The sequence below is a fragment of the Flavobacterium sp. CFS9 genome, assembly GCF_041154745.1.
GTDB lineage: Bacteria > Bacteroidota > Bacteroidia > Flavobacteriales > Flavobacteriaceae > Flavobacterium.
In genome coordinates this window covers 3,715,982-3,742,869 of sequence record NZ_AP031573.1, presented here as the reverse complement: position 1 = coordinate 3,742,869, position 26,888 = coordinate 3,715,982, and the positions used below count along the sequence as shown (strand labels likewise).

The 26,888-nt window shown below is 36.4% G+C and carries 24 protein-coding genes; 20 read left to right on the top strand and 4 right to left on the bottom strand.

From position 1 onward, the window contains the following. Nucleotides 1–152 precede the first annotated feature (152 nt). Nucleotides 153–1,247: a redox-regulated ATPase YchF gene (ychF, locus tag ACAM30_RS15775; protein ID WP_369615552.1), complete on the bottom strand. Its 1,095-nt coding sequence runs from the start codon at nt 1,245–1,247 to the stop codon at nt 153–155. 315 nt (nt 1,248–1,562) lie between these two features. Between ychF and ACAM30_RS15770 the strand changes: the two genes are divergently transcribed. Next, nucleotides 1,563–4,229, top strand: coding sequence for a TonB-dependent receptor (locus ACAM30_RS15770; RefSeq protein ID WP_369615551.1), 2,667 nt, complete (start codon nt 1,563–1,565; stop codon nt 4,227–4,229). Nucleotides 4,230–4,346: 117 nt separating this feature from the next. On the opposite strand, the gene ACAM30_RS15765 is transcribed toward ACAM30_RS15770, so the two are convergent. Then, nucleotides 4,347–4,697 (bottom strand): 4Fe-4S dicluster domain-containing protein, encoded by a 351-nt coding sequence (locus ACAM30_RS15765; protein WP_369615550.1) that lies wholly within the window; start codon nt 4,695–4,697, stop codon nt 4,347–4,349. Nucleotides 4,698–4,835: 138 nt separating this feature from the next. Here ACAM30_RS15765 and ACAM30_RS15760 point away from each other — a divergent pair, with 138 nt between their 5' ends. The 6 genes from ACAM30_RS15760 to ACAM30_RS15735 all read left to right on the top strand — a co-directional run bounded on the left by ACAM30_RS15760 (nt 4,836) and on the right by ACAM30_RS15735 (nt 9,955). Beyond that, entirely contained in the window at nt 4,836–5,909 is a 1,074-nt protein-coding gene (locus ACAM30_RS15760; RefSeq protein WP_369615549.1) for an acyl-CoA reductase, read from the top strand. Nucleotides 5,910–6,002: 93 nt separating this feature from the next. Then, nucleotides 6,003–7,073: a 3-phosphoserine/phosphohydroxythreonine transaminase gene (gene serC / locus ACAM30_RS15755; RefSeq protein ID WP_369615548.1), complete on the top strand. Its 1,071-nt coding sequence runs from the start codon at nt 6,003–6,005 to the stop codon at nt 7,071–7,073. 223 nt (nt 7,074–7,296) lie between these two features. Next, nucleotides 7,297–8,247 carry a D-2-hydroxyacid dehydrogenase gene (locus tag ACAM30_RS15750; protein ID WP_369615547.1) on the top strand — a complete coding sequence of 317 codons (951 nt, stop codon included), beginning with the start codon at nt 7,297–7,299 and terminating at the stop codon, nt 8,245–8,247. Between the two features lie 108 nt (nt 8,248–8,355). Further along, nucleotides 8,356–8,913: a hypothetical protein gene (locus ACAM30_RS15745; RefSeq protein ID WP_369615546.1), complete on the top strand. Its 558-nt coding sequence runs from the start codon at nt 8,356–8,358 to the stop codon at nt 8,911–8,913. A gap of 250 nt (nt 8,914–9,163) precedes the next feature. Continuing rightward, on the top strand, nt 9,164–9,604 hold the full coding sequence (locus tag ACAM30_RS15740; RefSeq protein ID WP_369615545.1) for a DUF6146 family protein: 441 nt from the start codon (nt 9,164–9,166) through the stop codon (nt 9,602–9,604). A gap of 33 nt (nt 9,605–9,637) precedes the next feature. Further along, entirely contained in the window at nt 9,638–9,955 is a 318-nt protein-coding gene (locus tag ACAM30_RS15735) for a DUF6787 family protein (protein ID WP_202701320.1), read from the top strand. Nucleotides 9,956–10,118: 163 nt separating this feature from the next. Here ACAM30_RS15735 and ACAM30_RS15730 read toward each other — a convergent pair whose 3' ends face one another. Beyond that, a complete protein-coding gene (locus ACAM30_RS15730) occupies nt 10,119–10,412 on the bottom strand; it encodes a hypothetical protein (RefSeq protein WP_369615544.1) in 294 nt (97 codons plus the stop codon). A 333-nt stretch (nt 10,413–10,745) separates the two neighbouring features. Between ACAM30_RS15730 and ACAM30_RS15725 the strand changes: the two genes are divergently transcribed. The 8 genes from ACAM30_RS15725 to ACAM30_RS15690 all read left to right on the top strand — a co-directional run bounded on the left by ACAM30_RS15725 (nt 10,746) and on the right by ACAM30_RS15690 (nt 20,111). Continuing rightward, nucleotides 10,746–11,411 carry an ABC transporter ATP-binding protein gene (locus ACAM30_RS15725; RefSeq protein WP_369615543.1) on the top strand — a complete coding sequence of 222 codons (666 nt, stop codon included), beginning with the start codon at nt 10,746–10,748 and terminating at the stop codon, nt 11,409–11,411. 38 nt (nt 11,412–11,449) lie between these two features. Then, the gene (locus tag ACAM30_RS15720; RefSeq protein WP_369615542.1) at nt 11,450–12,214 is read left to right on the top strand and encodes a TIGR02757 family protein; all 765 of its coding nucleotides are present in this window, start codon (nt 11,450–11,452) and stop codon (nt 12,212–12,214) included. A gap of 71 nt (nt 12,215–12,285) precedes the next feature. Then, on the top strand, nt 12,286–13,347 hold the full coding sequence (locus ACAM30_RS15715; protein ID WP_369615541.1) for a HEAT repeat domain-containing protein: 1,062 nt from the start codon (nt 12,286–12,288) through the stop codon (nt 13,345–13,347). 44 nt (nt 13,348–13,391) lie between these two features. Next, the gene (locus ACAM30_RS15710; protein WP_369615540.1) at nt 13,392–14,780 is read left to right on the top strand and encodes a glycosyltransferase family 2 protein; all 1,389 of its coding nucleotides are present in this window, start codon (nt 13,392–13,394) and stop codon (nt 14,778–14,780) included. 7 nt (nt 14,781–14,787) lie between these two features. Continuing rightward, on the top strand, nt 14,788–16,053 hold the full coding sequence (locus tag ACAM30_RS15705) for a YaiO family outer membrane beta-barrel protein (RefSeq protein ID WP_369615539.1): 1,266 nt from the start codon (nt 14,788–14,790) through the stop codon (nt 16,051–16,053). A gap of 5 nt (nt 16,054–16,058) precedes the next feature. Beyond that, entirely contained in the window at nt 16,059–18,272 is a 2,214-nt protein-coding gene (locus ACAM30_RS15700; protein ID WP_369615538.1) for a DUF4838 domain-containing protein, read from the top strand. 8 nt (nt 18,273–18,280) lie between these two features. Further along, nucleotides 18,281–18,649 carry a response regulator transcription factor gene (locus ACAM30_RS15695; RefSeq protein WP_369615537.1) on the top strand — a complete coding sequence of 123 codons (369 nt, stop codon included), beginning with the start codon at nt 18,281–18,283 and terminating at the stop codon, nt 18,647–18,649. 109 nt (nt 18,650–18,758) lie between these two features. Beyond that, nucleotides 18,759–20,111: a DEAD/DEAH box helicase gene (locus ACAM30_RS15690; protein WP_369615536.1), complete on the top strand. Its 1,353-nt coding sequence runs from the start codon at nt 18,759–18,761 to the stop codon at nt 20,109–20,111. Between the two features lie 161 nt (nt 20,112–20,272). Here the strand turns inward: ACAM30_RS15690 and ACAM30_RS15685 are convergent, their stop codons facing one another. After that, entirely contained in the window at nt 20,273–21,385 is a 1,113-nt protein-coding gene (locus ACAM30_RS15685; protein ID WP_369615535.1) for a lactonase family protein, read from the bottom strand. 271 nt (nt 21,386–21,656) lie between these two features. On the opposite strand from ACAM30_RS15685, the gene ACAM30_RS15680 reads away from it, so the two are divergent. From ACAM30_RS15680 to ACAM30_RS15660, 5 genes are all read left to right on the top strand, one after another. Continuing rightward, complete coding sequence (locus tag ACAM30_RS15680; RefSeq protein ID WP_369615534.1) at nt 21,657–23,585, top strand: BatA domain-containing protein; 1,929 nt, start codon at nt 21,657–21,659, stop codon at nt 23,583–23,585. 143 nt (nt 23,586–23,728) lie between these two features. Then, nucleotides 23,729–24,985: a dihydroorotase family protein gene (locus tag ACAM30_RS15675; RefSeq protein ID WP_369615533.1), complete on the top strand. Its 1,257-nt coding sequence runs from the start codon at nt 23,729–23,731 to the stop codon at nt 24,983–24,985. 5 nt (nt 24,986–24,990) lie between these two features. After that, nucleotides 24,991–25,317: a hypothetical protein gene (locus ACAM30_RS15670; protein ID WP_369615532.1), complete on the top strand. Its 327-nt coding sequence runs from the start codon at nt 24,991–24,993 to the stop codon at nt 25,315–25,317. A 243-nt stretch (nt 25,318–25,560) separates the two neighbouring features. Next, nucleotides 25,561–26,205 (top strand): alpha/beta hydrolase, encoded by a 645-nt coding sequence (locus ACAM30_RS15665; RefSeq protein ID WP_369615531.1) that lies wholly within the window; start codon nt 25,561–25,563, stop codon nt 26,203–26,205. A 53-nt stretch (nt 26,206–26,258) separates the two neighbouring features. Beyond that, on the top strand, nt 26,259–26,828 hold the full coding sequence (locus ACAM30_RS15660) for a cysteine hydrolase family protein (RefSeq protein WP_369615530.1): 570 nt from the start codon (nt 26,259–26,261) through the stop codon (nt 26,826–26,828). The last annotated feature ends 60 nt before the right edge of the window (nt 26,829–26,888 follow it).

Below are 26,888 nucleotides of genomic sequence, written 5' to 3'. Positions count from 1 at the left end.
AGTCTCGTTCCTCGAAATGGCAAACTACGTGAAGCTTCGACTTCACTCAGCCTGACAATGATAACGATCAAGCATAAAAAAACTGCTGAATTTCTCCAGCAGTCCAATCTATTTTCTATGTTCTATTCTCTATTCTCTATTCTCTAAAAAAACTAAACGTTGAAACGGAAATGCATTACATCACCATCTTTTACAACATATTCTTTTCCTTCCACTTTGAATTTCCCTGCTTCTTTTGCTTTTGCTTCAGAACCATACTGAACGTAATCTTCGTATGAGATTACCTCTGCACGGATGAATCCTTTTTCAAAATCAGTATGGATAACTCCGGCAGCTTGCGGTGCTGTAGCTCCAATATTGATGGTCCAGGCACGAACTTCTTTTACACCTGCTGTAAAATAAGTTTGTTGTTTTAATAATTTGTAAGCTGCGCGAATTAATACAGAAGATCCCGGCTCAGTTAATCCCATATCTTCAAGGAAAACCTGACGCTCTTCGTAGCTTTCTAATTCTGTAATATCAGCCTCTGCTCCTACCGAAAGAATGATAACTTCAGCCTCTTCGTCTTTTACCAATTCACGAACCTGATCTACATATTTATTTCCGTTTACAGCTGAACCTTCGTCAACGTTACATACATACAATACAGGCTTAGCTGTAATCAATTGAAAACTCTCCAATAAAACCTCTTCATCCTGATTTTGAGGAACAATTGTTCTCGCTGATTTTGCCTGCAATAATGCTTCTCTGATTCGGTTTAACAGAGCTTCTTCTGCCTGAGCTTCTTTATTTCCGGTTTTTGCGGCACGTTTTACTTTTTCCAGACGTTTCTCGATCGTTTCCAAATCTTTCAACTGAAGTTCGATATCGATCGTTTCTTTATCACGAATTGGGTTTACATTACCGTCAACGTGAACGATATTATCGTTATCAAAACAGCGTAAAACGTGAATAATAGCATTACACTCTCTAATGTTTCCTAAAAACTGGTTTCCAAGACCTTCTCCTTTACTTGCACCTTTTACCAAACCTGCGATATCAACGATATCCACAGTTGCCATTTGTACACGCTCTGGTTTTACCAATTCTTCCAGTTTGTTAATTCTTGGATCCGGAACGTTTACAACTCCAATATTAGGTTCGATTGTACAAAACGGAAAGTTGGCACTTTGCGCTTTTGCATTAGACAAACAATTAAATAATGTTGATTTTCCAACATTTGGTAATCCTACAATTCCTGCTTTCATCTGTTGATTCTATTTGTTTTTTATGTAAACCTAATTTCTTCCGGGCCTTCTTTATACCGATTTCTCAGTATACCAAAGTCGTTTTTAACAGGTTATAATTTTCGTATTCCTTTTGTATTTGTGCCAAAATATTATTTTTTGGCTTTAAAATTTTGCAAATATAAGATTTAATAGCTCGCAATTGAAGTAAAAATGACGATTAATGTTTTTTAAGAATTGGAGAATAAAAAAATTAAACTTCTTATTAATTTTTTGTTAAAAATAATTACTTTTATAACAAACGAACAACAACCAATAAACCAAACTTAATTAACCATGAGAAATATTGCATTATTGTTAATGCTGCTAAACACAGCATTTCTATTCGCCCAAAAGGAAATATCAGGAGTTGTAAGAGATAAATCAGGTAATCCGCTACCAGGAGTTAATATCCTCGAAAAAGGAACTACAAACGGTGTATCTACCAATTTTGAAGGAGGTTACCTTATAAAAGTAAAAGAAGGTGCCATTTTAATTTTTAGCTATGTTGGCTATACCAATGTAGAAAAATCCTCTACGAACAGCAAAACCGACGTTACTTTAGACGAAAATGGAGGTCAGGTCCTGAATGATGTTGTAATCGTCGGATCAAGAAATACTAAGAGAACTGTAGTGAATTCAGCCGTGCCAATTGATGTGATTAGTGTAAAAGATGTCACAACACAAAGCGGTAAAATAGAGATCAATCAATTGTTACAATATGTTGCTCCGTCTTTTAATGCCAACAAACAATCCGGATCCGATGGTGCCGATCACGTTGACCCTGCTTCGCTGAGAGGTTTGGGGCCAGATCAGACTTTGGTTTTGATTAACGGAAAAAGAAGACATCAATCGTCCTTAATCAATTTATTTGGTACCCGCGGACGTGGAAATACAGGAACTGATTTGAATGCCATACCTGCTACCGCTATCAAAAGAATTGAGATCCTAAGAGACGGTGCTGCTGCCCAATACGGCTCGGATGCCATTGCCGGCGTTATTAATATTGTATTAAATGACAATGTTGATGAGCTAACGGGATCTGTAACCTACGGAGCGTTTAATACCAATGCAAAAGGTGATTTTCTGGATGGAACTCCAAATACCAAAAACTTCAGACTGGATCAAAACGGAAACGGAAATACTTACGGTAAAAACCAATCTTTCGACGGTGGATCTGTAAAAGTAGCCGCTAACTACGGAGTTGCTATTGGTGACAAAGGAGGATCAGCCAATTTTACAACAGAATACATCAACAAAAACAAAACCTTAAGACCTGCTTATGATTTCAGAAAAGGCTTTGGAGACGCTTCTATTCAAGGCTTTAACTTATTCGGAAATTTAACACTTCCGGTATCCGAAAAAACACAATTTTATGCTTTTGGAGGCAGAAATTACAGAGATACAGATGCCTATGCCTTTACCAGAAATGGAGGAGAAAGAGTGGTTGAAAGTGTTTATCCGGGTGGTTACACTCCTAGAATTACGTCCAACATTATAGACAATTCTCTTGCTGCAGGATTTAGAACCAAAACAGCCAGCGGATGGAACATTGATCTAAGTAATACTTATGGTAAAAACCTTTTTCACTACTACATCAAAGGAACTATAAATGCTTCCTTAGAAGAGAAATCTCCAACAGAATTTGATGCAGGAGGACATAGTCTGACTCAAAACACAACCAATTTTGATTTTTCTAAAAACTACGATTCGGTACTAAGCGGTTTAAACCTTGCTTTTGGAGCGGAATACAGAACAGAAAAATTCACTATTTTCTCAGGAGAAGAAGGTTCTTATGCGACTTACGATACGAACGGAAGACCTATAACTGATCCTACAACTCAAAGCGCACCGACTGTTCCAAATCCGGATTACGATCCTACAGACCCAACTTCGTCTCCAACAATTTCAAGACCCGGAGGTTCACAAGGTTTTCCGGGATACAGCCCTTCTAATACAGTAGACAAAAGCCGTACAAACTTATCTTTATATACTGACGCTGAGCTTGACATCACAGAGTCTTTTTTACTGAGCGGTGCGGTTCGTTTTGAAAACTATAGTGATTTCGGAAGTACTCTAAACGGAAAATTAGCTGCCAGAGTAAAAGCTGGATCACATATTAACTTTAGAGGATCTGTAAGTACTGGTTTCCGTGCGCCTTCATTAGCACAAATTTATTACAACCTGCGTTTTACGAATTTTAATGCCGGAGGAGCTACCGAAGTTTTACTTGCTCCAAACAACAGCCCGGTAACTAAAGCTTTTGGAATTCAGAAACTAAACGAAGAAAAAGCGGTAAATGCCTCTTTGGGATTCACGGCTACGTTTGGAGATTTCACGGCAACAGTTGATGGTTACTACATCAAAGTAAAAGATCGTATCGTTCTTACCGGATATTTTGATGCTAAACCTTTAAACCTTGGTGTCGATAAAGCACAGTTTTTCGTGAATGGTGTAGACACCAGTACACATGGTTTGGATATCGTTTTGGCCTGGAAAAAGAAGTTCGGAGAATCCCTATTTAGTGCGACTCTGGTTGGAAACATCAACGATATGAAAATTGATAAGGTTAAAAACGGAACTTTAGACGAGGGGACTTTCTTCGGAAAACGTGAAAAAGCATTCTTACTATCATCAGCTCCGGATAACAAATTTGGTTTAAACCTTAACTATGCTAAAAATAAATTTGATGCCGGTATCGCATTCACCCGATTCAGCAAAGTAGTTTTAGTAGATTACACTGATGAAAACGATGTATACAACCCAAGATTAATCACTGATCTTACTGTTGGGTATCAATTGACTAAAAACCTGAAATTAAGCATTGGAAGTAACAACTTATTCAATGTTTATCCAACGAAACAAGACGAGACAGGGAACACCGAAGCAGGTGGCTACTGGGATGCTGTTCAGATGGGATTCAGCGGAGCTTACTACTATGCAAGACTTGGATTTAATTTTTAAGCAATTAGAAACTTTATACAAGCTAGACAGGTCAAAAAAAGCTTTAATCTGACTAAACAAAAAATCCTGAGCGTTAACTCAGGATTTTTTATTTATATCTAATACATCATTATTTCATTATTCACCATGTAAAAACGCTTGTCTGTTCAACAAGGTTTCTTCGTCTTCAACGTGATTATCATCTGGTACGCAACAATCAACCGGACATACAGCAGCACATTGAGGTTCATCGTGAAAACCTTTACACTCGGTACATTTTCCGGGAACGATATAATACACCTCATCAGAAATTGGTGTTTGTGCATCTTCTGCATCAACCTCAGTTCCGTCCGGTAAAATTATGGTTCCTGAAAGACTGGTTCCGTCTTTGTATCTCCAATCATCAGCACCTTCATAAATTGCTGTATTTGGGCATTCTGGTTCGCAAGCCCCACAGTTTATGCATTCGTCAGTTATAATTATTGCCATTTTGTTCTTAGTTACGAGTTAAAAATTATAAGAAATGCGTTAAAAATGTCAAACATTTTATTCTGCTTTGCCTTATAACTTAATATAGCTTATTTTTGTGCAAAATTACAATCAAAACCTTTCATAAACAAATTACTTATGTTACAAAACGAAAAAAAACAGTCTTTTATAGCACTAGGTCGATTTTTAAGTCAGTTCTCTGAAACAGAAAACGTACGAAATGAATCGGTTTTAGGTAACGACCTGTTTTTTGATGATTTCATAAAACTGATTGCTCTTTCACAATCACACAATGGATGGTATACTCCTGAACAGGTGCATTTTGCAATACATTCCTGGGCCGAAGCTTTGACGGAAGAAAACATTGAGAAATGGCTTTCAGCTTACAGCCCGGCATTCGACAAAGCGGATAAAACTGAAAAAACAGTTGCTTTAATTCTTGCCGGAAATATTCCTTTAGTAGGATTTCATGACTTTTTATCGGTTTTAATCACCGGAAATAAGGCCTTAATAAAAACTTCTTCAAACGATCAGCATTTATTACCGTTTTTAGCCAAATACCTCATTTTTGTTGACGAAAATCTGAAAGATAAGATCACTTTCGTGGAAGGTAAACTCGAAAATTTTGATATTGTTATAGCCACCGGAAGCAATAATACGGCACGTTATTTTGAATATTACTTTAAAGATAAACCTTCTATCATTCGTAAAAACAGAAATTCGGTCGCGATTTTAAACGGAAAAGAAACTCACGAAGAATTAGAAGCTTTGGGCGAGGATATTTTCAGATACTTTGGTCTGGGATGCCGCAATGTATCTAAACTTTTTGTTCCGAAAGGATATTCTTTTGATGCTTTTTTTCAGGCAATTTTCAAATATCAGGATGTTATTCATTACGAAAAATACGCTAACAATTACGACTACAACAAAGCTGTCTTTTTGATGAGTAATTTTAAACTGCTTGACAATGGTTTTTTAACCTTAAAAGAAGATTCAAGTTACGCCTCTCCTATTTCGAGCATCTTTTACGAATCTTATGAAAATATCGAAGACTTACAGACTCGTTTAGAAGCTGATGCTGAACAAATTCAATGCATCGTTAGCAATGATTTAACTCAAAACAGTATTTCTTTTGGGCAAACCCAAAAACCACGTTTGTGGGATTATGCAGATAATGTAGATACTATAACGTTTTTGTTAACAACAAAATAAAAATATGTTCAATTATTTCGAATTATTTATCGCTTTTTCAGCTCCTATTGCCGAAATTTGCGTCTTTAAATTTTTCGACTATTAACAAAAACCATGAAAAAACACAACTACAGCGCAGGACCAAGTATTTTACCTCAGGAAGTTTTTGAAAAAGCATCAAAAGCCGTTTTAGATTTTAATGATTCAGGATTATCTATTCTTGAAATTTCGCACCGAAGTAAAGATTTCGTTGCCGTTATGGAGGAAGCTCGATCCCTTGCTTTAGAATTATTGGGACTTCAGGGAAAAGGGTACCAGGCTCTATTTTTACAAGGTGGTGCAAGCACAGCCTTCTTAATGGCCCCTTATAATTTAATGAAAGAAAACGGAAAAGCTGCTTATCTGGATTCCGGAACCTGGGCAACTGCCGCTATAAAAGAAGCAAAGTATTTTGGAGAAACTGTTATTGTGGGTTCTTCAAAAGAAGCAAATTACAATCATATTCCGAAAGGATACGAAATACCAAGTGATGCTGATTACTTTCACTGCACCAGCAACAACACCATTTTTGGAACTCAAATGAAAGAATTCCCGGCAACTAATGTTCCTGTGGTTTGCGACATGAGTTCTGATATTTTTTCACGCGAACTGGATTTCTCTAAATTTGACATTATCTATGCCGGTGCTCAAAAAAATATGGGGCCTGCCGGAACGACTTTGGTTGTAATAAAAGAAGAGATACTGGGGAAAAACGGAAGAACAATTCCAAGTATGTTAGATTATGCCAAACATATTAAAGCAGAGAGTATGTACAACACACCTCCTGTTTTTGCTGTATATGTTTCTTTACTGACTTTACAATGGATCAAAGAAAAAGGAGGAATTGCTGCTGTTGAAAAACTAAACAATGCTAAAGCCGACTTACTTTATGCTGAAATCGACAGAAACCCATTATTTAAAGGTACTGCAGCGGTTGAAGACCGTTCTAAAATGAACGTTACTTTCTTACTAAACAATGCCGATCATACTGCTACTTTTGACGCTTTATGGAAAGAAGCCGGAATTTCAGGATTACCTGGTCACCGTTCCGTTGGTGGTTACAGAGCTTCAATCTACAATGCCATGTCTATCGAAAGTGTTCAGGTTTTAGTGGATGTAATGAAGGCTTTGGAAAGTAAAGTTTAGTTTACAGTCGCAGTTTTTAGTTTGCAGTTTGCTAAAAACAGAAATTGAACACGGGATTCCTAGCCCCGATAGAAGTGGAAATCCTTTTTTATTTTTTCTTTAAAAATAAAAAAGATTGCAACGGATAGCGGGATTAGCTCCTAAACAAAAAAAGGAAAAAATAACAAATTGGTGTATCGATTAAACAAATAAACGATTAACCAAATAAACAATAAACACAACAATGAAAGTATTAGCAAACGACGGAATTTCAAAAAGTGGAATTCTTGCTTTAGAAAAAGGTGGTTTTGAAGTTATTACTACAAAAGTAGCTCAGGAACAAGTAGCTAATTTTGTAAACGAAAATAATGTAGATGTCGTTTTAGTACGAAGCGCTACTAAAGTTCGCAAAGACATTATTGATGCCTGCCCGGGATTGAAAATTATTGGCCGTGGTGGTGTTGGTATGGACAACATCGATGTAGATTATGCAAAAAGCAAAGGAATCCATGTAATTAATACTCCGGCTTCTTCATCAGAATCTGTTGCCGAATTGGTATTTGGACACTTATTTTCTGGTGTTCGTTTTTTACATGATTCAAACAGAAATATGCCTCTTGAAGGGGATTCTAACTTTGACGGTTTGAAAAAAGCATACGCTAATGGCACTGAATTAAGAGGTAAAACTCTTGGTATTGTTGGTATTGGACGTATTGGTCAGGCTACTGCAAAAATGGCTTTAGGTTTAGGAATGAGAGTAATCGCTGCTGACAGCTTTATTCCTTCTGTTGACGTTAAAGTTGAGTTTTTTGACGGTCAGTCGATCACTACAACGATCGTTTCTCAATCTTTAGAATCATTGTTCAAAGAAGCTGATTTCATTACTTTACACGTTCCTGCTCAGGACGGCTACATCATTGGCGAAAAAGAACTGGCTATCATGAAAGATGGTGTTGGAATCGTAAACTGTGCCCGTGGTGGTGTTATTGACGAAGTAGCTTTATTGAAGGCTTTAGATTCTGGAAAAGTTGCCTTTGCAGGATTGGACGTTTTTGAAAGCGAACCAAAACCGGAAATGGCTATTTTAATGCACTCTAAAATTTCATTGACTCCGCACATTGGAGCTGCTACAGGAGAAGCACAAGACAGAATTGGTACAGAATTAGCTTCACAAATCATTTCTTTATTGAGCTAATAATCTAAAAATAAATTATTTAGAAGGGATTTATTAACATCGTTTAATAAATCCCTTTCTTTTTTTGATTAAATTTGAGTTTAAATTCTAACCTAAATTCTTTAAATCATGTTCGAACAATTAACACAATTAGTACAACAATACGGAGGCGATGCGGTTGTAAACAACAAAGCTATCCCAAATGAACACAATGAAGCTGTTATAAACGAAGCAAGTACTTCTATATTTTCAGGATTGCAAAAAATTGCTTCAGAAGGAGGTGCAGAACAATTGGCCGGCTTATTTAACGGAACTTCTAAACTGGACAGTTCTAATCCCGTGGTACAACAAATAACACAACAATTGAGCGGAAGTCTTGGTGAAAAATTCGGATTGAGCAGTACTGATTCTGCCGGTGTCGCTTCAAATATGATTCCACAGGTTTTGAATTCTTTAGTCAACAAAGCAAAAGATCCTAACGACAGTAGTTTCAATATTTCAGATATCATAAGCTCTATTTCCGGAAACAGCGGACAGGCTTCCGGTATCATGGATACCATTAATAAATACGGAATGCAATTCGGTCTGGACCAAAACAACGATGGAAAAGTAGATTTAGCCGATGCTGCAAGTCTTACTAAAAGCGGCGGATTAGGCGGGTTATTGGGGAAATTGTTTGGAAAGTAGGTTCTTTTAAAGGTGCTGAGGTTCTGAGATGTTAAGGTTCTAAGTTATTCGAAGTCCCACTAAAAGCAGATTAAAAATTTAAACAAAAATATAAAAGGCTGTTTGTTAAATCCAAACAGCTTTTTTTATTTCAAAACCAAAAACCTTAGCATCTTAGAGCCTTAGTACCTCAGCACCTTTTCTATACAAACTGTTAAATCCCTAAAACCTCTCCTCATTTATTCGTAAATTTAGGTCTGAAACAAAATTTATGAAAAAATCCCTCTTTATATTAGGCCTTCTGTTTACGATAATAGCGTGTTCAACAGCTTCAAAAAAAACGGTTGCTGCAAATACAGGCGGTAAGTCTGCTGTTGCAGTAAACGATACAGTGCGAATCGCCAACGATTCTTTAGAATACGAAGTGATCATTATCGATAATGGATTCAGTACCTGGCTGGCTTCAAGAGCACTTCCCCGAAATTATTACTCTTTAAGTTATCTCGAAAACAAAAATAATCTGTATGTAACCGAATGGAACAATCGTGTTTTACAACCACAGCGCTACAGTCCGAATTTGTATGAAATGCGAATTGATTATCAGCCAACGATTCATTACGGTTACGAAGTAAATTACCTTATTTATAACTATATGATTTATTTTCAAAATACTTACAAACAAAAGCTCGCAGGCTATGTTCCAATAAGATAATGTTCTTATATTTGTAATCGTTATAAATAAAGAATGAACAGACTAAAAAAACGTTGGGGCATCACCTCAAATGTACAAGCCATAATCATACTTATTGTTTTTGCCATCACAGGATCGGCATCTGCATGGCTGTCTAAACCTTTTTGCGTCTTGCTTGGCATTACCAAAGAGGATTTCGGAGGCTGGTTTACTCTAATACGACTGCTAATTATTTTCCCGATCTATCAGGTTTTACTGGTTGGTATCGGTACCATATTTGGACAATTCCGTTTCTTTTGGAATTTTGAAAAGAAAATGCTTAAAAATATGGGGCTGGGATTCTTATTTAAGGATTCAAAACCGCAATCCTAATTTACCATAAAACATACAAAATCTATCAAGATCTGTAGATTTCAGATTATTGATTAACAATTTTTGATTTCAGATATTTCTAAACGGTAGAAAACGACTATAGTGTTACGTAACAACACAAAATCACAAATCGTTAATCTTCATTCTAAAATCTCAATACTCCTTACTCTCTTTTTGAAAAAAAGTAAGTATAAATCCAGGTTATGGTAAAGGATGGAACAATATCCGTTCCCGGAAGTATTTCTTCAATAAAAGTCAAAACACTCGCTACTTTCCCTACTCTTCCCTGATACATTTTGGTCATTATAAAAGCTGCTATTGGTGCCCAAATCAAATCGGCAGGCTCGGCAAAGCCCGGTATACTGTAAGTCAGCATTCCAATTGCGTCCAATGCCAACCCCAAAAGGAGTTTCTTTGTTCTGTCGTCGTTCATTACTTTGGCTTCCTGCATTTTCATGGTATTTAGATATTCGAATTTAAAAAGAATTCTTTAAAACAAACTTATTTTCAAATGGTAATTTATTTCTTAATTTCCACCTGATCAACACTTTTCCTCATCAAAAAAGCATCTCTAACCAATCCTCTTTCAAAAACCAGACCGATTTATTCAAGAACCCGTTTTTTTCAAGCTCTCCCCTTTTCAGCATCCTAAAGTTAAGATTAACGTCTAAATTGACATTGTTATTGTTATTGTTATTGTCATTGCTATTGAAAACTTGTTCTTAAAATTCTGTTAGATGGCATTTTGATATCGGAAGAATCTTTGTTTCTTTGTAAAAACAGTTTCAAAATGATCCACGCAAAAAATATACATAAGTTCTACGACAAATTAGAAGTTTTAAAAGGAGTCGATCTGCATATTAAAAAAGGTGAAATTGTTTCGATTGTGGGCGCATCCGGTGCGGGAAAAACAACTCTTTTGCAAATTCTGGGGACGCTTGACAAGCCTTCAGGATTAGAAACCGAAACTTCCTTAACGATAAACGGTCAGAATATTTTAGAGCTGAGTGATAAAGCATTATCAAAATTCAGAAATCTCAATTTAGGTTTTATTTTTCAGTTTCATCAGCTTTTACCTGAATTTACAGCATTAGAAAATGTATGTATTCCTGCTTTCATTGCCGGAAAAAAAAATACCGAAGTAGAAACAGAAGCCAAAAAGCTTTTAGAATATTTAGGGCTTTCACACAGAATTAATCACAAACCGAATGAACTTTCGGGAGGAGAACAGCAAAGAGTTGCCGTAGCAAGAGCACTCATCAACAAACCCGATGTTATTTTTGCAGATGAGCCTTCCGGGAATCTGGACACGCATTCTGCCGAAAATTTACACCAGTTGTTTTTTCAGCTTCGTGATGAATTTGGACAGACTTTCGTAATTGTAACCCACAATGAAGAATTAGCCAATATGGCGGATAGAAAGTTAGTAATGGTTGACGGATTAATCAGTAATTAAAAACGTTCAACAATTAGGTCACCACTTTCCTTTAAATTATGACACAAAAAGAACTCAAAGAATTCCTTGACGAAAAAGTCATTCAATACAACAATCTCGACTTTATCGAAAGCGATCCTGTGCAAATTCCTCATTTGTTTTCTCAGAAAGAAGACATTGAGATTGCCGGTTTTTTGAGTGCTACCATTGCCTGGGGAAATCGCAAGATGATTATCAAAAATTCACATCAAATGATGGAATTAATGGGTAATACTCCTTACGATTTTGTAATGTCACATACTGACGAAGATCTGGAGCGTCTTGAGAACTTTGTACACCGTACTTTTAACGGAAAGGACTTTACAGGCTTTGTAAAAGGATTACAGCACATCTATAAAAATCACAATGGTCTGGAGGCTGTTTTTGCTAAAAATCAGGAGGCTGACGGCTTACAGAAAAGTATAAGCGAATTCAAAAAAATATTCTTTGAAATTGATCATTTACCCCGAACCCAAAAGCACATTTCGGATCCGTTAAACAATTCGGCAGCAAAAAGAATCAACATGTACCTGCGCTGGATGGTGCGCCAGGATACCAAAGGTGTCGATTTAGGCATCTGGAAAACCATATCGCCTGCTTTATTGTCCTGTCCGCTTGATGTACACTCCGGTAATGTGGCCCGAAAATTAGGGATACTAACCCGAAAACAAAATGATGGAAAAGCCTTAACTGAACTCGATCTTAAACTCAGAAAAATGGATCCTCATGATCCGGTAAAATATGACTTTGCCCTTTTCGGATTGGGCGTTTTTGAAGGGTTTTAGTCCCCGGGAAGTGACCTTTCATTAGTTTTATTGCGTTTTTTTTCGTAATTTCACTCTATAAAGCAATATTTATGGAGCATTTTATAGGTTATATAAAACACTACGCCATCCCATTATTTGTATTTACAAGTTTAGCTTTAGCACTTGCATTAATACTCAAAAGAATTCATTATCAATACACTCTTCCTTACCGGCATCATATTGTTAGAAAATCTGAAATTTTCCTTACGGAGATTACACTCTCAAGACCGGAAGAAAGTATTCTGAAATACAAAATTGCCAAATTCCGATCCGAAATTCCAATACATAAAACCTGGTGTAAAGAAATGCTTATCGACGATATGATTCGGATGAAAAGCAATTTAAAAGGCAAAACTGCCAAAAACATTCTTGTTATTTACAAACAACTGGGTTTAAACCGTTATTCGGCAAGTTTACTTCGGGATTTTAGAAAATATAAAAAATGTGATGGCATTTATCATTTTCAAGCCTTAGGATACAAACCGGGAATTGCTCTAATCAAAAAATATTTGTTCCATCCCAATAAAATTATCCGGTCAAACGCCAATATTGCTTACCTGATTTTAACCAAAGGAGACTGGCAGGCCGTTAATAAGATTCCGGTAAAAGTATCCATCAGTACCACCATAAAAATAATGGATGTATTGCATTCGCAGAACATACCGATTCCACCAGAAATAGAAGATTGGATAGAATCTGACAATCCGACTGTTCTGAAATTAGCTGTAATGACCATGGTTTTTTATAATTACAGAAACAGATCACAGGATATCATCAAATTGCTCCAACACGAAAATAAAAACCTGAGAACCGATGTAATTATTGCCATTCGCGACTTGTACCTGTATGAGGCCGAAGAGGATTTATTACTGCTATTTAAGAACGAGAGTATCGAACTTCAATTGGAAATTCTTGACGCCCTCGCTATTATAGGTTCAGAAAAAACAATCGCGTTTTTAAATCATCAAATTCCGAAAGAAGAAATCAAAGATCTTAAGTTAAAAATGGTAGCCGCTTTAAACGATCTGGATTTTGCACGTCTGGATATATTAGGGAGACAAGATTCTGATACACAAAAAATGATTAATCACATTAGAGAATTACAACTATGACGACTGATTTTCTACATTATATTGTTCACTGTTACAATGTCTTTGTGATCCATTTTTCAATTGGGTATATACTGTTCTACATCTTTCTGTCTGTTCTTTCTTATTGGGCGATCGTAAAACATTTAAAATATCAAAAATACCTGGAAGAAGAAATTTTAATTCGTTCGAACCATATACTGGGGGTTTCCATTGTAGCTCCTGCTTTTAATGAGGGAGTAAATATCGTTTACAATGTCAAATCCCTGCTTTCTCTAACCTATCCGAAATACGAAATCATTATTGTCAATGATGGAAGTACGGACGATACGCTGGAAAAACTAATTGCCGAATTTGATCTGGTTAAAATTGACTTTTATTATCAGGAGAAAATAGCCACACAGCCTGTTCGCGGACATTATAAATCAAAGAATCCTGTTTATTCGAAATTACTGATTGTTGACAAAGTAAACGGAAAAAGTAAAGCTGATGCGGCAAATGCAGGAATCAATTCTTCACAATATCCTCTATTTTTATGTACCGATGTAGATTGTATTCTAAAAAGAGATACTATTTTGAAACTGGCCAAACCATTTATGGAAAATGAAAAACGGGTCATTGCCTGCGGGGCCGGAATCAGGATTTCAAACTCCTGCGAAATCAAGGAAGGCTTTTTGTTTAAAGTTCATTATCCTAAAGAATGGTATCCGCGTTTTCAGGAATTAGAATATGTGAGATCCTTTTTGTTTGGAAGAATGGCTTGGAGTCAGCTAAACGGTCTGCTTTTGGTTTCGGGAGGTCTTGGCATGTTTGACAAAGACATTGTGATTAAAGCGGGCGGATACTGGCATCAGTCCTTAGGTGAAGATATGGAACTCGTGACACGCATGCGAAAATACATGCACGATACTAAAGAAAAATACTTAATCAAATACATTCCAGAATCGCTCTGCTGGACAGAAGTTCCGAGTACACGAAAAATATTCTTAAGACAACGCATTCGCTGGGCTCGTGGACTAGTTCAAACCTTGTATTTACATCGAAAAATGTTTTTAAATCCAAAATACGGACGAACAGCATTTCTGGTATTACCTTTCTTTTTCAGTTTTGAGTTTTTAGTTCCCATTATTGAATTTATTGGTATTCTGACTCTAATTTTCAGTTTTATATTTGGACTTATCGACTACCAGCATTTACTGATTATAAGCTTATTAGTCTATCTGTTCTATCTCTCCATAACCATCATATCCATATTGATAGATGAAATACTGTATAAAAGTTATGCCAATTATAAAGAGTTAATGATTCTTATTGGGATGGCCGCACTGGAACCCTTTGTGTACCATCCGATAACAATTTATGCCTCACTGAAAGGCTACTGGCTCTTCTTTCGAAGAAAAGAACAAAACTGGGGTGTAATGGTCCGTAAAGGATATGAAAGTCCAACTAAAAAATAAGCTGATCATGAATCATAATAGAACTATATCCTTAATAAAACTGCTTTTTTGTTTATTTCTATTGACCTGCCCAGCCGCAAAAGGTCAAAAAAAAATAGACACTGACAGCCTTTTGACTGTTGTGCTCCAAGACATGAAAAGTGCCCGTCCGGACTACAAAACAAATATCCGGAGAGCTCAGTTAGGGAAAAAACTGGCTCCGGATTATCTGGATTTCTATCTGGTATTGGGTCGAAATCATGAGCTGACAAAAGCAAAAGACAGTGCCCGATTTTACTATAATTATGTCATTGATAAAAACCCGGCCTATGAAGATGCCTATCTGTATCTGATTAATATGGATTTAGAGGCGAAAAACTACGACAAAGCTCTAGCCCTAACCAATAAAGCAATTGAGCAGTTTCCGGACAATAAAACTTTCAGACTGAAAAGAATTGCGATTTATGCTCTACAGAATGACACCAAAAATGAAGAAAAAGACCTAAAATCAATAAGAACAAAATATCCTAATGACGCCAACATTGAACAGCATCTTTTTGCCTTGTATTCCAAAACCAATATGGATCGGGCGGGTGTTTATTACAACTTCACCACAATTGATCGCGACGGTATTGGCCCTTGGCATCTGGCAAGTGCCGATTATACACATCAGCGTAGCTGGGGAAGTTTAATTGGAAGAGTAAGTTATGCAGAGAGACGATCTTTCAGTCAGGTCATGGCCAGCGGGCTCCAATTTGAAGTTGAATCTTACCTTTCAGGAAAGAAAAACAACTACTCCTACATTGATGTTGCCTACAGCAATGACATCGCTTTTCCGAAATGGAGATTAGGCTATTCCTATTTCTACAATTTTGCCAAAGGCTGGGAGGCTGATTTAGGCTTCCGCTACATCGAAATGCAGGACAACAGCAATTTAAAAACATTAAATGTCGGACTAGGAAAATACTTTGGGGCTTACTGGCTCAATTTAAGGTCTTACATTCAAAAAGACAGCCCATCGTTTACTCTTACCTCCCGCTACTATTACGGCACCAAGTTTGATTATCTCACCCTGATTGCGGGTTATGGAACTTCGCCGGATGATCAGACCAGAGCAGCAGAATATGAAAACAGAGCTTCTTTAAGTTCGTACAGACTAAGTGCCGGTTTTTATAAATTAATCAAAACCCATTATATTTTTGGGATACTAATCACCAACAACCAACAGGAATACACCCCTAAAAAGTTTCAAAACGAACTTGATTTCGCTTTTTTACTGCAATATAAATTCTAAGTCGTATGAAAAAAAAGCGCCTTATCTATTTACAAATCCTTATTCTCACCCTGCTTAGTTTTAAGATGATGGCACAATCTGAAATTATAATATCCGATAAAACCAAAATTATTGCCACAACCGAAACTACTCAGGCTGCGGCCGGAATTCTTAAGATGTATTTGGAAAAATCCGTGTCAAAAACATTTGAAATTACTACAAAAAGTCAAAAAGAGAGTGATGCTTCCGAAATCATACTGGAAATTTCCAATGATAAAAAACTAAAAGCAAACGAATTCAGTATCAAAAGTGATTCAAAATCAATTTATATAACAGCTCCCAATCAGAAATACCTGCGTTATGCCGTTTATACTTTACTCGAAATCTGGGAGTTTCGAAAATTTACCGCGACAGAAACTTATATTCCAAAAATGACTCAGTTTACTTTTGCAAAAAATACAAACAAAATCTATCACCCGTCTTTTGATTACAGAGCATTGTTTTACCCGGATTGTTATGACGAAGATTTCAGGGACTGGCACAAACTCGACTGGCACATTGACGATTTTGGTCTTTGGGGTCATTCTTTTAACATTCTCGTTCCTCCAAAAGAATATTTTAAAAGCAATCCTAAACTTTTTGCTTTGTACGAAGGGGAACGAAACACAGAATCTCTGTGCATGACCAACGATACTGTTGTGAATCTGGTCGCTGAAAAAATGACCGAAATTATTGCAAAAACCCCCAACGCCCAATTCTATTCCGTAAGCCAGAATGATGACGTCGTGTATTGCGAATGCACGCAATGCCGAGCCATGAACAACAAATATGGCGGTCCGCAAGGTTCCTTTTATTATTTTTTGAATAAAATAGCAGCTCGTTTTCCTAAAACCAAAATTACTACGCTTGCCTATCTTCATACCTTCAAACCACCCGTAAATCTGAAAATAGCACCAAATATTTGCACCATTTTATGTCCAATCGAACTGGATCGCCGCAAACCTATTACCAGTCAAAACAATCCCTCCTTTGTCAAAAATCTGGAAAACTGGAGTACGACTTCACCGCAGCTGTTTTTATGGGATTACACGGTACAATTCTCTAATTTCATGTCTCCCTTTCCTAATTTTGGATCTTTTCAAAGCAACTATAAACTCTTTCAAAAAAACAAAGTAAAAGGGTTATTTGTACAGGGATATGCTGATGTTCCGGGCGATCTTTCGGAATTACGGCAATACCTGCTGGCCAAATTAATGTGGGATACTGAAATTGACATTAAAGCTGTTACCGCTGATTTCCTCAGAGGTTTTTACGGAAAAGCAGCACCCTTTGTCGCGAAATACCTTGAACTCTTAGAAGCCAATCAAAGCAAAAGTAAAGCTTATCTTGATATTTATTCCGGTCCAGTTCAGGCACGAAATACCTTCCTGACTCCTGAAGCCATGGATCAGTACGATCATTTTCTGGAACAGGCCAATAATGCCGTCGAAAATGATTCCATTTTAAGCTCACGTGTTCATAAATTACGACTGGCTTTAGAATTTGTTTATTTTGAACAGGCCAAATTTTATGGAAAAAACCAACACGGTATGTTTGTCGTAAATAACAAAGGTGAAAAAGAAGTAAAAACAGGTTTAACTGAAAGAGTTCTAAAATTCTCGCAATCCTGCAATCAGTTTGGAATTTATGAATTGAGCGAAGACGGAATCTCTCCTGATAATTATTACAAAGAATGGCTTGAGATTTGCAAAAACACTACAACTCATTTAGGAGAGGATTTGAAAGTTACCTTCATAACACCTCCATCTGATGAGTTTAAAGGCAAAGGAAGTTATGGTTTAGTGGACGGAAACAGGGGGTACAAAAACTTCAATATCAACTGGATGGGATGGTATGCAACGAATCCTGAAATTGAAATTGAAACCAAAAAACTTGATTTCAACACCTTGAAATTAAATTTCCTAAGCGATCAGAGACATTGGATTTTTACACCAAAAAGTATCAAAATCTACGGTTTTAAGAATCAGAAATGGGAACTTATTAAGGAACAAATTTGCAACATTTTAACAGAAGACTACGAAATTACAACACAATCATGGGAAGTCGAAAATCAAATATTCAGTAGTTTTACCAAGATTAAAATCGTAGTAGAAAACCAGAAGGAATTGCCCGTCTGGAGAAAGCGAAAAAACAAAAAAGCAATGATAATGCTGGACGAAATAGAATTGTTTAAAAAATAATAGTCAAAATGGATAGTAACGATAAAAAAATCATGATCATCGACAATGATGATATGACTGTTGAAATTCTAAAATTCATTCTAAAAAAAGAAGGCTTCAAAGTTAGTATTGCCAAAGACGGGCTCAATGCCATGGAGCGACTTCCCATTATTATGCCTGATTTAGTAATTACCACGATTACCGTACCGCTTAAATCCGGTCTGGAAATTATCAATGAAATCAAGCAAAATTACAGCAACATCTTCGTGGTGGCACTTTCTTCGCTTGGAGAAGAAGAAAACACCGTGGAAGAAGCTTTTGAATTGGGTGTAGACGATTTTATTGCAAAACCATTTAACCCAAATGAACTTTTATTGCGAATAAAACGATTTTTATAGCATTTTAAACTTCATTTTTAAGAAATTCGAAGACTACAAACTGTCGTAATTTCTAAGAAATATCGATTTTCAGCTATTTATAGCTATATTTGCACAAAATTTAATGCAAATGAGCACTTTCGAAAAATTCAATCTCCCAAAATCAGTACAAAAAGCAATCGACGAACTAGGTTTTGTTACTCCTACTCCCATTCAGGAAAAATCTTTTTCAGTGATTATGTCTGGCCGTGACATGATGGGAATTGCACAAACCGGTACCGGTAAAACATTTGCTTACTTATTACCCCTTCTAAAATTATACAAATTCACCAATACCAATACGCCTAAAATTGTAATTCTGGTTCCGACCCGTGAATTAGTTGTTCAGGTAGTAGAAGAAGTAGAGAAATTAACCAAATACATGTCGGTTAAAACACTGGGAATTTATGGTGGAGTCAACATCAATACACAGAAAAAAGCGGTGTACGAAGGTGTAGACATTTTAGTTGGAACCCCAGGTAGAACAATGGATTTAGCATTGGATGCCGTAGTACGTTTTGATGAAACTCAGAAACTGGTTATTGATGAGTTTGATGAAATGCTGAATTTAGGTTTCCGTACGCAATTGACAGCCCTTTTGGCGATGATGAAAACCAAACGTCAAAACATTTTATTCTCAGCCACCATGACCGATGAAGTTGATGCTGTACTGAATGACTTTTTTGACTTTCCGGAAGAGGTAACACTTGCTGCTTCGGGAACACCTTTGGAAAAAATTACACAGATTACTTATAATGTCCCGAATTTCAATACCAAAGTAAATTTACTGAAACATTTACTGGAAACTGATGAAAGTATGGAACGTGTTTTGGTTTTCGTGAACAATAAAAAGATTTCGGATATGCTTCATACCCGAATCGAAGAGGATTTTGAAGGTCAGTTTGGAGTAATTCACTCTAACAAATCTCAAAATTACCGTTTGAGTACTATGGCAGAATTTCAGGAAGGAAATCTTCGCGGATTAATTACCACTGATATTATGGCCAGAGGTTTAGACATTTCGAACATCTCGCACGTTATTAACTTTGAGCTTCCTGAATCCCCTGAATTGTACATGCACAGAATTGGGCGTACAGGTCGTGCCGATGCTACGGGAACTGCGATTAGTTTCATTACACCTCGTGAAGAAGAATTTAAAATTGAAGCTGAAGTTTTAATGAACCAGGAACTTGAAATTGCTGATTTCCCTGAAGAAGTTGAAATTTCAACCAAATTAATTGAGCCGGAAAAAGACAGACAGCCTATCAAGTTTTTAATGAAAAAACCAAAACTTGAGGGTGAAGGTGCCTTTCACGAAAAATCGAAAAAGAATAAAAAAGTCAATCTTGGAGGTCCGTCTAAAACCAAAAAGAAAACCCACGGATCTGTCAATCGAAATATGTTGAAAACAAGAGATAAGAAGAGGAAGGATAGAGAGAAATAGTTTTCTTTTAGTTACTAAGTCTCTAAGTTGCTTAGGTTCTAAGTTACAAAAAAACAAAAGCCCAAAAAAATGAATTGGTTAATTCATTTTTTTGGGCTTTTACTTTTCCAGAACCACAATCTTAGTGGCTTAGAACCTTAGCAACTTAGTGCCTCAATAAACTATATCTTCGTAAAAACCAACCCCACCGGAGAGCACAATCCAATTCTCTTACCTGTATCGGTTAATTTTCCGGTTGTTTTATCTCTTTGAAAAATAATAATATCATTGGTGTATTGATGTCCCACTAAAAGAAAATTGCCGGTAGGATCAATCGCAAAATCTCTCGGGCCTTTTCCCAGGGTACTCACTTGTTCTACCAATTCAATTGCGCCATTTTTCTGAATTTTATAAACTGAAATTGAATTTGCATCTACACGATCTGAAACGTATAAAAATGCTCCATCAGGTGAAATTTTAATGGCTGCGGCTCCGGTTCCTCCCTTAAATCCTTTTGGAAGAATACTGGTTTCCCCAATTACTTTCAGATTTCCGTTTTGATCAAAACTAAGAGTCGTCAGCGTACCGTCCAATTCCTGAACCAGATACACCAATTTACCGTCTTTACTAAACGTCAAATGTCTTGGTCCGCTTCCCGGCTTTACGTCTACAGCTCCCTTCAGTGTTAAGATTTCATTTTTAGAATTCGGGTTGTACTTGTATACAAAAACTTTATCCAAACCTAAATCATTAGACAAAACAAACTTTTTATCGGGTGAAAAAGCAACCATGTGTACGTGTGCTTTTTCCTGACGTGCTACATTGGTTCCTTTTCCTTCATGCTGAACCAACTGCTGCGCTTCAGAAATACTTCCATCGGCATTCTTCTTAAAAACAGCAATATTACCTCCCGAATAATTTGCAACAAGCACATTTTTATCATCATTAATCAAATGACAGGGATCGGCGCCTAAAGCATCATTCTTATTGAGAAAAGTCAATTTTCCTGTTCCTGCATCATAACCAAAAGCGCTAACAGTACTGTGAGTCCCGTTTTCGTTTACCGCATACACAAACTTATTGTCTGCCGAAACCGATAAATAACTTGGACTTACTACACTTTCTGAGGAACTTTTCAATTTAAAATCACCGGAATCAGCATTAAAATCATAAACGTAAATTCCGTTACTCTGACAGGTATTCGTATAAGTTCCTACCAGTAAATTAAATTTGTTCTGAGCTTGTAAACCTGAGCAGAAAAAAGCAGAAAAAAGCAATACATATAATCTTTTCATAATTCTAGAATTGTTTTAGATACGCTAAAATAGCGAATAATATCTTCTCCAATCCTATTTTTTTGTTACAAAAGGGATTGCAGAAGTTAGATTTCTCAAACGATGCAAACTATTTTTTTCCACTCAAAACCAATATAAATTCATTAAATATCAGAGTCAATACCGTTTGCTTATAATCTGCTCTACAACTGATACGGTTTGAGTAAAAATTTGTATTTTTGACCAGTGTCTTCGCGAAAAATAAAACGTAGTGAAGTAAATCGAAGCCCGAATGCATTTTAAACATCCCGAAATTCTATACTTTCTGTTCTTGTTAATTGTTCCAATTCTGGTTCACTTATTTCAATTACGACGTTTTAAAACCTCCTTTTTTACTAATGTTCGCTTCCTGAAAGAAATCTCTGTTCAGACCCGAAAGAGTTCGAAAATCAAAAAGCGATTGTTATTAGCCACCCGCTTGCTCTTATTAACCTGCATTATTCTGGCTTTTGCCCAGCCCTTTTTTGAGGCCAAAGACAGTAAAAATGCTGCCAATGAAATGTACATCGTTCTTGACAATTCGTTTAGCATGCAGGCGAAAGGAAAAAAGGGAGAACTGCTAAAACGCGCTGTACAGGAACTACTGGAAAACACGCCTGAAACTGCCTCTTTTTCACTGTTGACGAACACTGAAAATTATTGGAATACCGACATCAAATCATCCAAAAGCGCCCTGCAAAACCTAAAATACAGCGCCACTCCTTTTGAGCTTCCGTCGATAATAGCAAAGATCAAAGCGCATAAATCGGCCCATAAAAAAGACATCGTTATTATTACAGATGCAGTAGGTCTTGCCGAGAAGGACATAAAAAACCTTGACACCGAAGAGAAACCTTATTTTATTATTCCCGAAGCGGAACAGAAAAACAATATTGCCATTGACAGTGTTTTTATCAATCAGACGCTGGAGAATTTCTACGAGATAAGCGTTAATCTATCTGCTTACGGAGAAGATTTCAAACCCGTTTCGATGGCCTTGTACAATCAAAACAAACTGATTGCCAAAACCATCATTAATTTTGATGCAAAGAAAAAGAAAATCGACTTTACCATTCCCAAAGAAGCTTTTCATGGTTATGTTGTGATTGAAGACAATGGATTGGCGTACGACAATAAGCTCTATTTCAGCATTCTTAAAACAAAGAAAACAAACGTCATCAGTATTGGTGAACCTGAAAAAAGTAATTTCTTATCCCGAATTTATACCTCGGCAGAATTCAACTACAACAACTATTCGATCAGCAGTTTAGATTACAATAGTTTAGACAAACAAAACACCATTATTCTAAACGAACTGACCGAAGTTCCTCAGGCATTACAAACCACTTTAAAAGCATTTGTTGCTAAGGGCGGTAACTTAGTCGTGATTCCATCCGAAAAAACATCCCTTTCCAATTTGAATTCTTTCCTTGGTAATTTCGGAAAAATTCAGTTTAACACACTTGAAAACAAAGCAAAATTAATTACCAAAATCAATTTCGATCATCCGTTATTCTCCGGTGTGTTTGAGAACAAAATCACGAACTTTCAATATCCAAAAACAAACAGTTCCTTTGATATTTCAAGTCCGTACCCAGCCGTTTTATCCTACGAAGACCAAAGTGTATTTGTAACAGCCATTCAAAATCCGGTTTCCGGAATAACTGTTTTTTCGGCCCCTATTAATACGACAAATTCAAACTTCCAGCAATCTCCTTTAATTGTCCCTTTATTTTACAAAATGGGCCAAAACAATCAGAAAACCGGAATTAATGCTTTGGTTATAGGTAATAATCAGCCTTATTTTGTAGATGTATTATTGACTAAAGACGCCATTTTGGAAGTAAAAGGAAACGATGATTCTTTTATTCCTATTCAGCAAATATTAAACAACAAAGTCAAGCTCACCTTTAATGATTTCCCTGAAACAGCCGGAAATTATAGTGTTTTTGACCGAAAAGAATGGGTCGAAAATCTAAGTTTCAATTACAAAAGAAGCGAAAGCGACCTGAGTCAGGTAAACACCAATATAGTTTCTGATTTTAAAACAGCGGATACTATTTCAACCATTTTTAACACCTTGCAAACGGAGCGAACAGACAGCCAAGTTTGGAAATGGTTTGTTATCTTTGCACTGTTATTTTTAGCCTTGGAAATGGCAATAATAAAATTTGTAAAATAGTTCTTTTAGCATCTATGTCATTTCGACGTAAGGAGAAATCACACTTGCTGAGAGCGCACTGCACAGAATATTGAAATGTGATTTCTCCTTACGTCGAAATGACAAACGAGAATCTGTAAAATAATAAATAAATTTCTCTACATATGAAAATAATCATCCGAAGCGCCAAAATAATCGATTCAGAGAGTCCGTTTCACAATCAGACCGTTGATCTTTTAATTGCAGATGGTTTAATTGAAAAAATAGGAACTTCACTTCCGGAAATTGATCATGCAAAAGAAGTAAAATTTGATCATTTACATCTTTCTCAAGGCTGGTTTGACAGCAGTGTTTCTTTTGGAGAGCCAGGTTACGAAGACAGAGAAACGATCGCTAACGGATTGAATGTTGCTGCAAAAAGCGGTTTTACAGCTGTTGCCCTTCAACCCAACTCCTTCCCTATTATTGACAATCAGTCACAGGTAAATTTTGTAAAAAATAAAGCAAACGGTTTTGCTACTGAACTTTTCCCAATTGGAGCCTTAACCAAAGCCAGTGAAGGAAAAGATATGGCAGAGCTTTACGATATGAAAAATGCCGGAGCTGTTGCTTTTGGAGACTACAACAAAAGTATCGACAACGCCAATGTACTTAAAATTGCTTTACAATATGTACAGGATTTTGATGGATTGGTAATCGCTTATTCACAAGATCCAAACATTAAAGGAAACGGTGTTGTCAATGAAGGAATCGTTTCAACAAGACTTGGACTTAAAGGAATCCCCGCTTTGGCAGAAGAACTACAAGTTGCCAGAAACTTGTTTCTGTTAGAATATACCGGCGGAAAATTACATATTCCGACCGTTTCTACAGCAAAAACGGTAGCATTGATCCAAGATGCAAAAGCAAAAGGCTTACAAGTTACCTGCAGCGTTGCTGTGCATCATTTGGTACTAACTGATGAAAAACTGGAAGAATTTGATACCCGTTTTAAAGTAACACCACCGCTACGAAGCGAAACAGACAGAAAAGCGCTTTTAAACGCAGTTTTAGACGGAACTATTGATATGATTACTTCAGACCATAATCCAATTGATATCGAATTCAAAAAAATGGAATTTGATACCGCTAAAAACGGAACAATTGGTCTTGAAAGTACTTTTGGTGCCTTACTAACAGTTCTGCCTTTAGAAACTATAATTGAAAAATTAACCAAGGGTAAAAAGGTGTTCGGAATTGAAAACAATGTCATTGCGGAAGGTTCAAAAGCCAACTTTACTTTCTTTACTCCGGAAGGAAAATCAACTTTTACAAAAGAAAGTATCCTTTCAAAGTCTAAAAACTCTGCTTTTTTAGGAGCAGAAATCAAGGGTTCTGTTTACGGAATATTCAATCAAAATCAACTTGTTACCTCTAAATAATTACAATGAACAATTCAATTGAAAAGGGAAAACCAATCGCTATTACCAGCTATATTCTGATTATTGGGGTATTAATTGCGATGTCGATGAACTCTGAAGACAAAAACAGCTTTGCTTCATTTCACATTCGTCAGGCACTGGGATTGTCGTTAACCTTTATTTCTTTAGGAGCTATCATCAGCAATTTTGACAGCTTCTTTATTACTTTCCCCATGTGGATCTGTATTTCGATTTTATGGACTTATGGTATTTTTACTGCCATACAAGGGCAAACAAAACCAATTCCGTTAGTTGGAGAGCTTTTCCAAAAATGGTTTCGAAAAATAGGGTAATTTTTTAAATTTCTCCCGATAGCCATCGGGACCAAATTCCAATAATCATGGTTTTAAGATTTTAATCGCTTTTTCCAGACTAAATGAAGATAAAGCTTGTCGGCCTTCGACTTCGTTTAGCCTGACAAGCTTTATCTTCGCTTAGTTTGACAAACGTCGACTTCGCTCAGCCTGACAAGCTTTGTCTTAATACTTAGTACATTTTACATTTTACATCTCACAACTCACATCTCCCAATTAAAAATGAATCTATCTCTAGAATATAAAATACGAGAACCAAAAGTAATCTTAGATAAAAATCCTGTTTTGATTTTACTACACGGATACGGAAGTAACGAAGCCGATTTATTCTCGTTCGCAACTGAACTACCGGACAATTATTATGTAATTTCAGCCAGAGCTCCTTACGATTTACAATATGGTGCTTACGCCTGGTATGCGATTAACTTTGATGCAGATCAGAATAAATTTTCAGACAATGAACAAGCAAGAACTTCACGTGATATTATAGCCGGCTTTATTGATGAGCTAACCGCTAACTACCCTATTGATCCTAATAATGTAACTCTGATTGGCTTCAGTCAGGGATCAATTTTGAGTTATTCCGTTGCTCTTTCGTATCCTGAAAAAGTACAGCGTGTAGTAGCTATGAGCGGTTATTTTAATGAAGACATCATCAAAGAGGGTTATGACAAAAATGACTTTAAAAATCTAAAATTCTTTGCTTCACACGGAACGGTCGATCAGGTGATACCAATCGAATGGGCCAGAAAAACGCCTGCAATTTTAGAACATTTGAATATTCCTCTTACTTATAAAGAATATCCTGTAGGTCATGGCGTAGCACCGCAAAATTTCTTTGATTTCAGAAACTGGTTGACACAATAGTTTATTGCTATTATTTCAGTTCTCCAAAATGATCAAAATTTAAAATTTTAGTTATGAGTTTAAAAAAATTAGACAACCCGGCATTACTTTTAATTGACATTCAGAAAGGATTCCACGATATTGCTTACTGGGGAGGAGAACGAAATAATCCAACTGCAGAACAAAAAGCCGCTGAACTTTTGGAAATCTGGAGAAACAAAAAACTGCCCATTTTTCATGTACAGCATTGCTCTTCTAATCCAAATTCTATTTTAAATGCAACTCATTCGGGAAATGAATTTCAGGATATTGTAAAACCACACGAAGGGGAAACAATCATCCAGAAGAATGTAAACAGCGCTTTTATCGGAACTAATTTAAAGGAATTACTTGACGATGCTAAAATCAAAACTGTTGTTATCGTTGGTTTAACGACAGATCACTGCGTTTCTACAACCACAAGAATGGCAGGAAATTTTGGCTATAACGTGTATCTGATTTCAGACGCTACAGCAACTTTCAATAAAAAAGGCATAAACGGAGACGAATTCTCTGCCGAAATCATTCATCAAACCGCACTTGCCAGTTTAAATGAAGAATTTGCACAGGTGGTTACTTCTGAGTTGATCAAGCAGATAGTATAAAATAAAAAGTGAGATGTAAAATGTAAAATGATTGGTAAATCATCAGTTATCTTACATTTC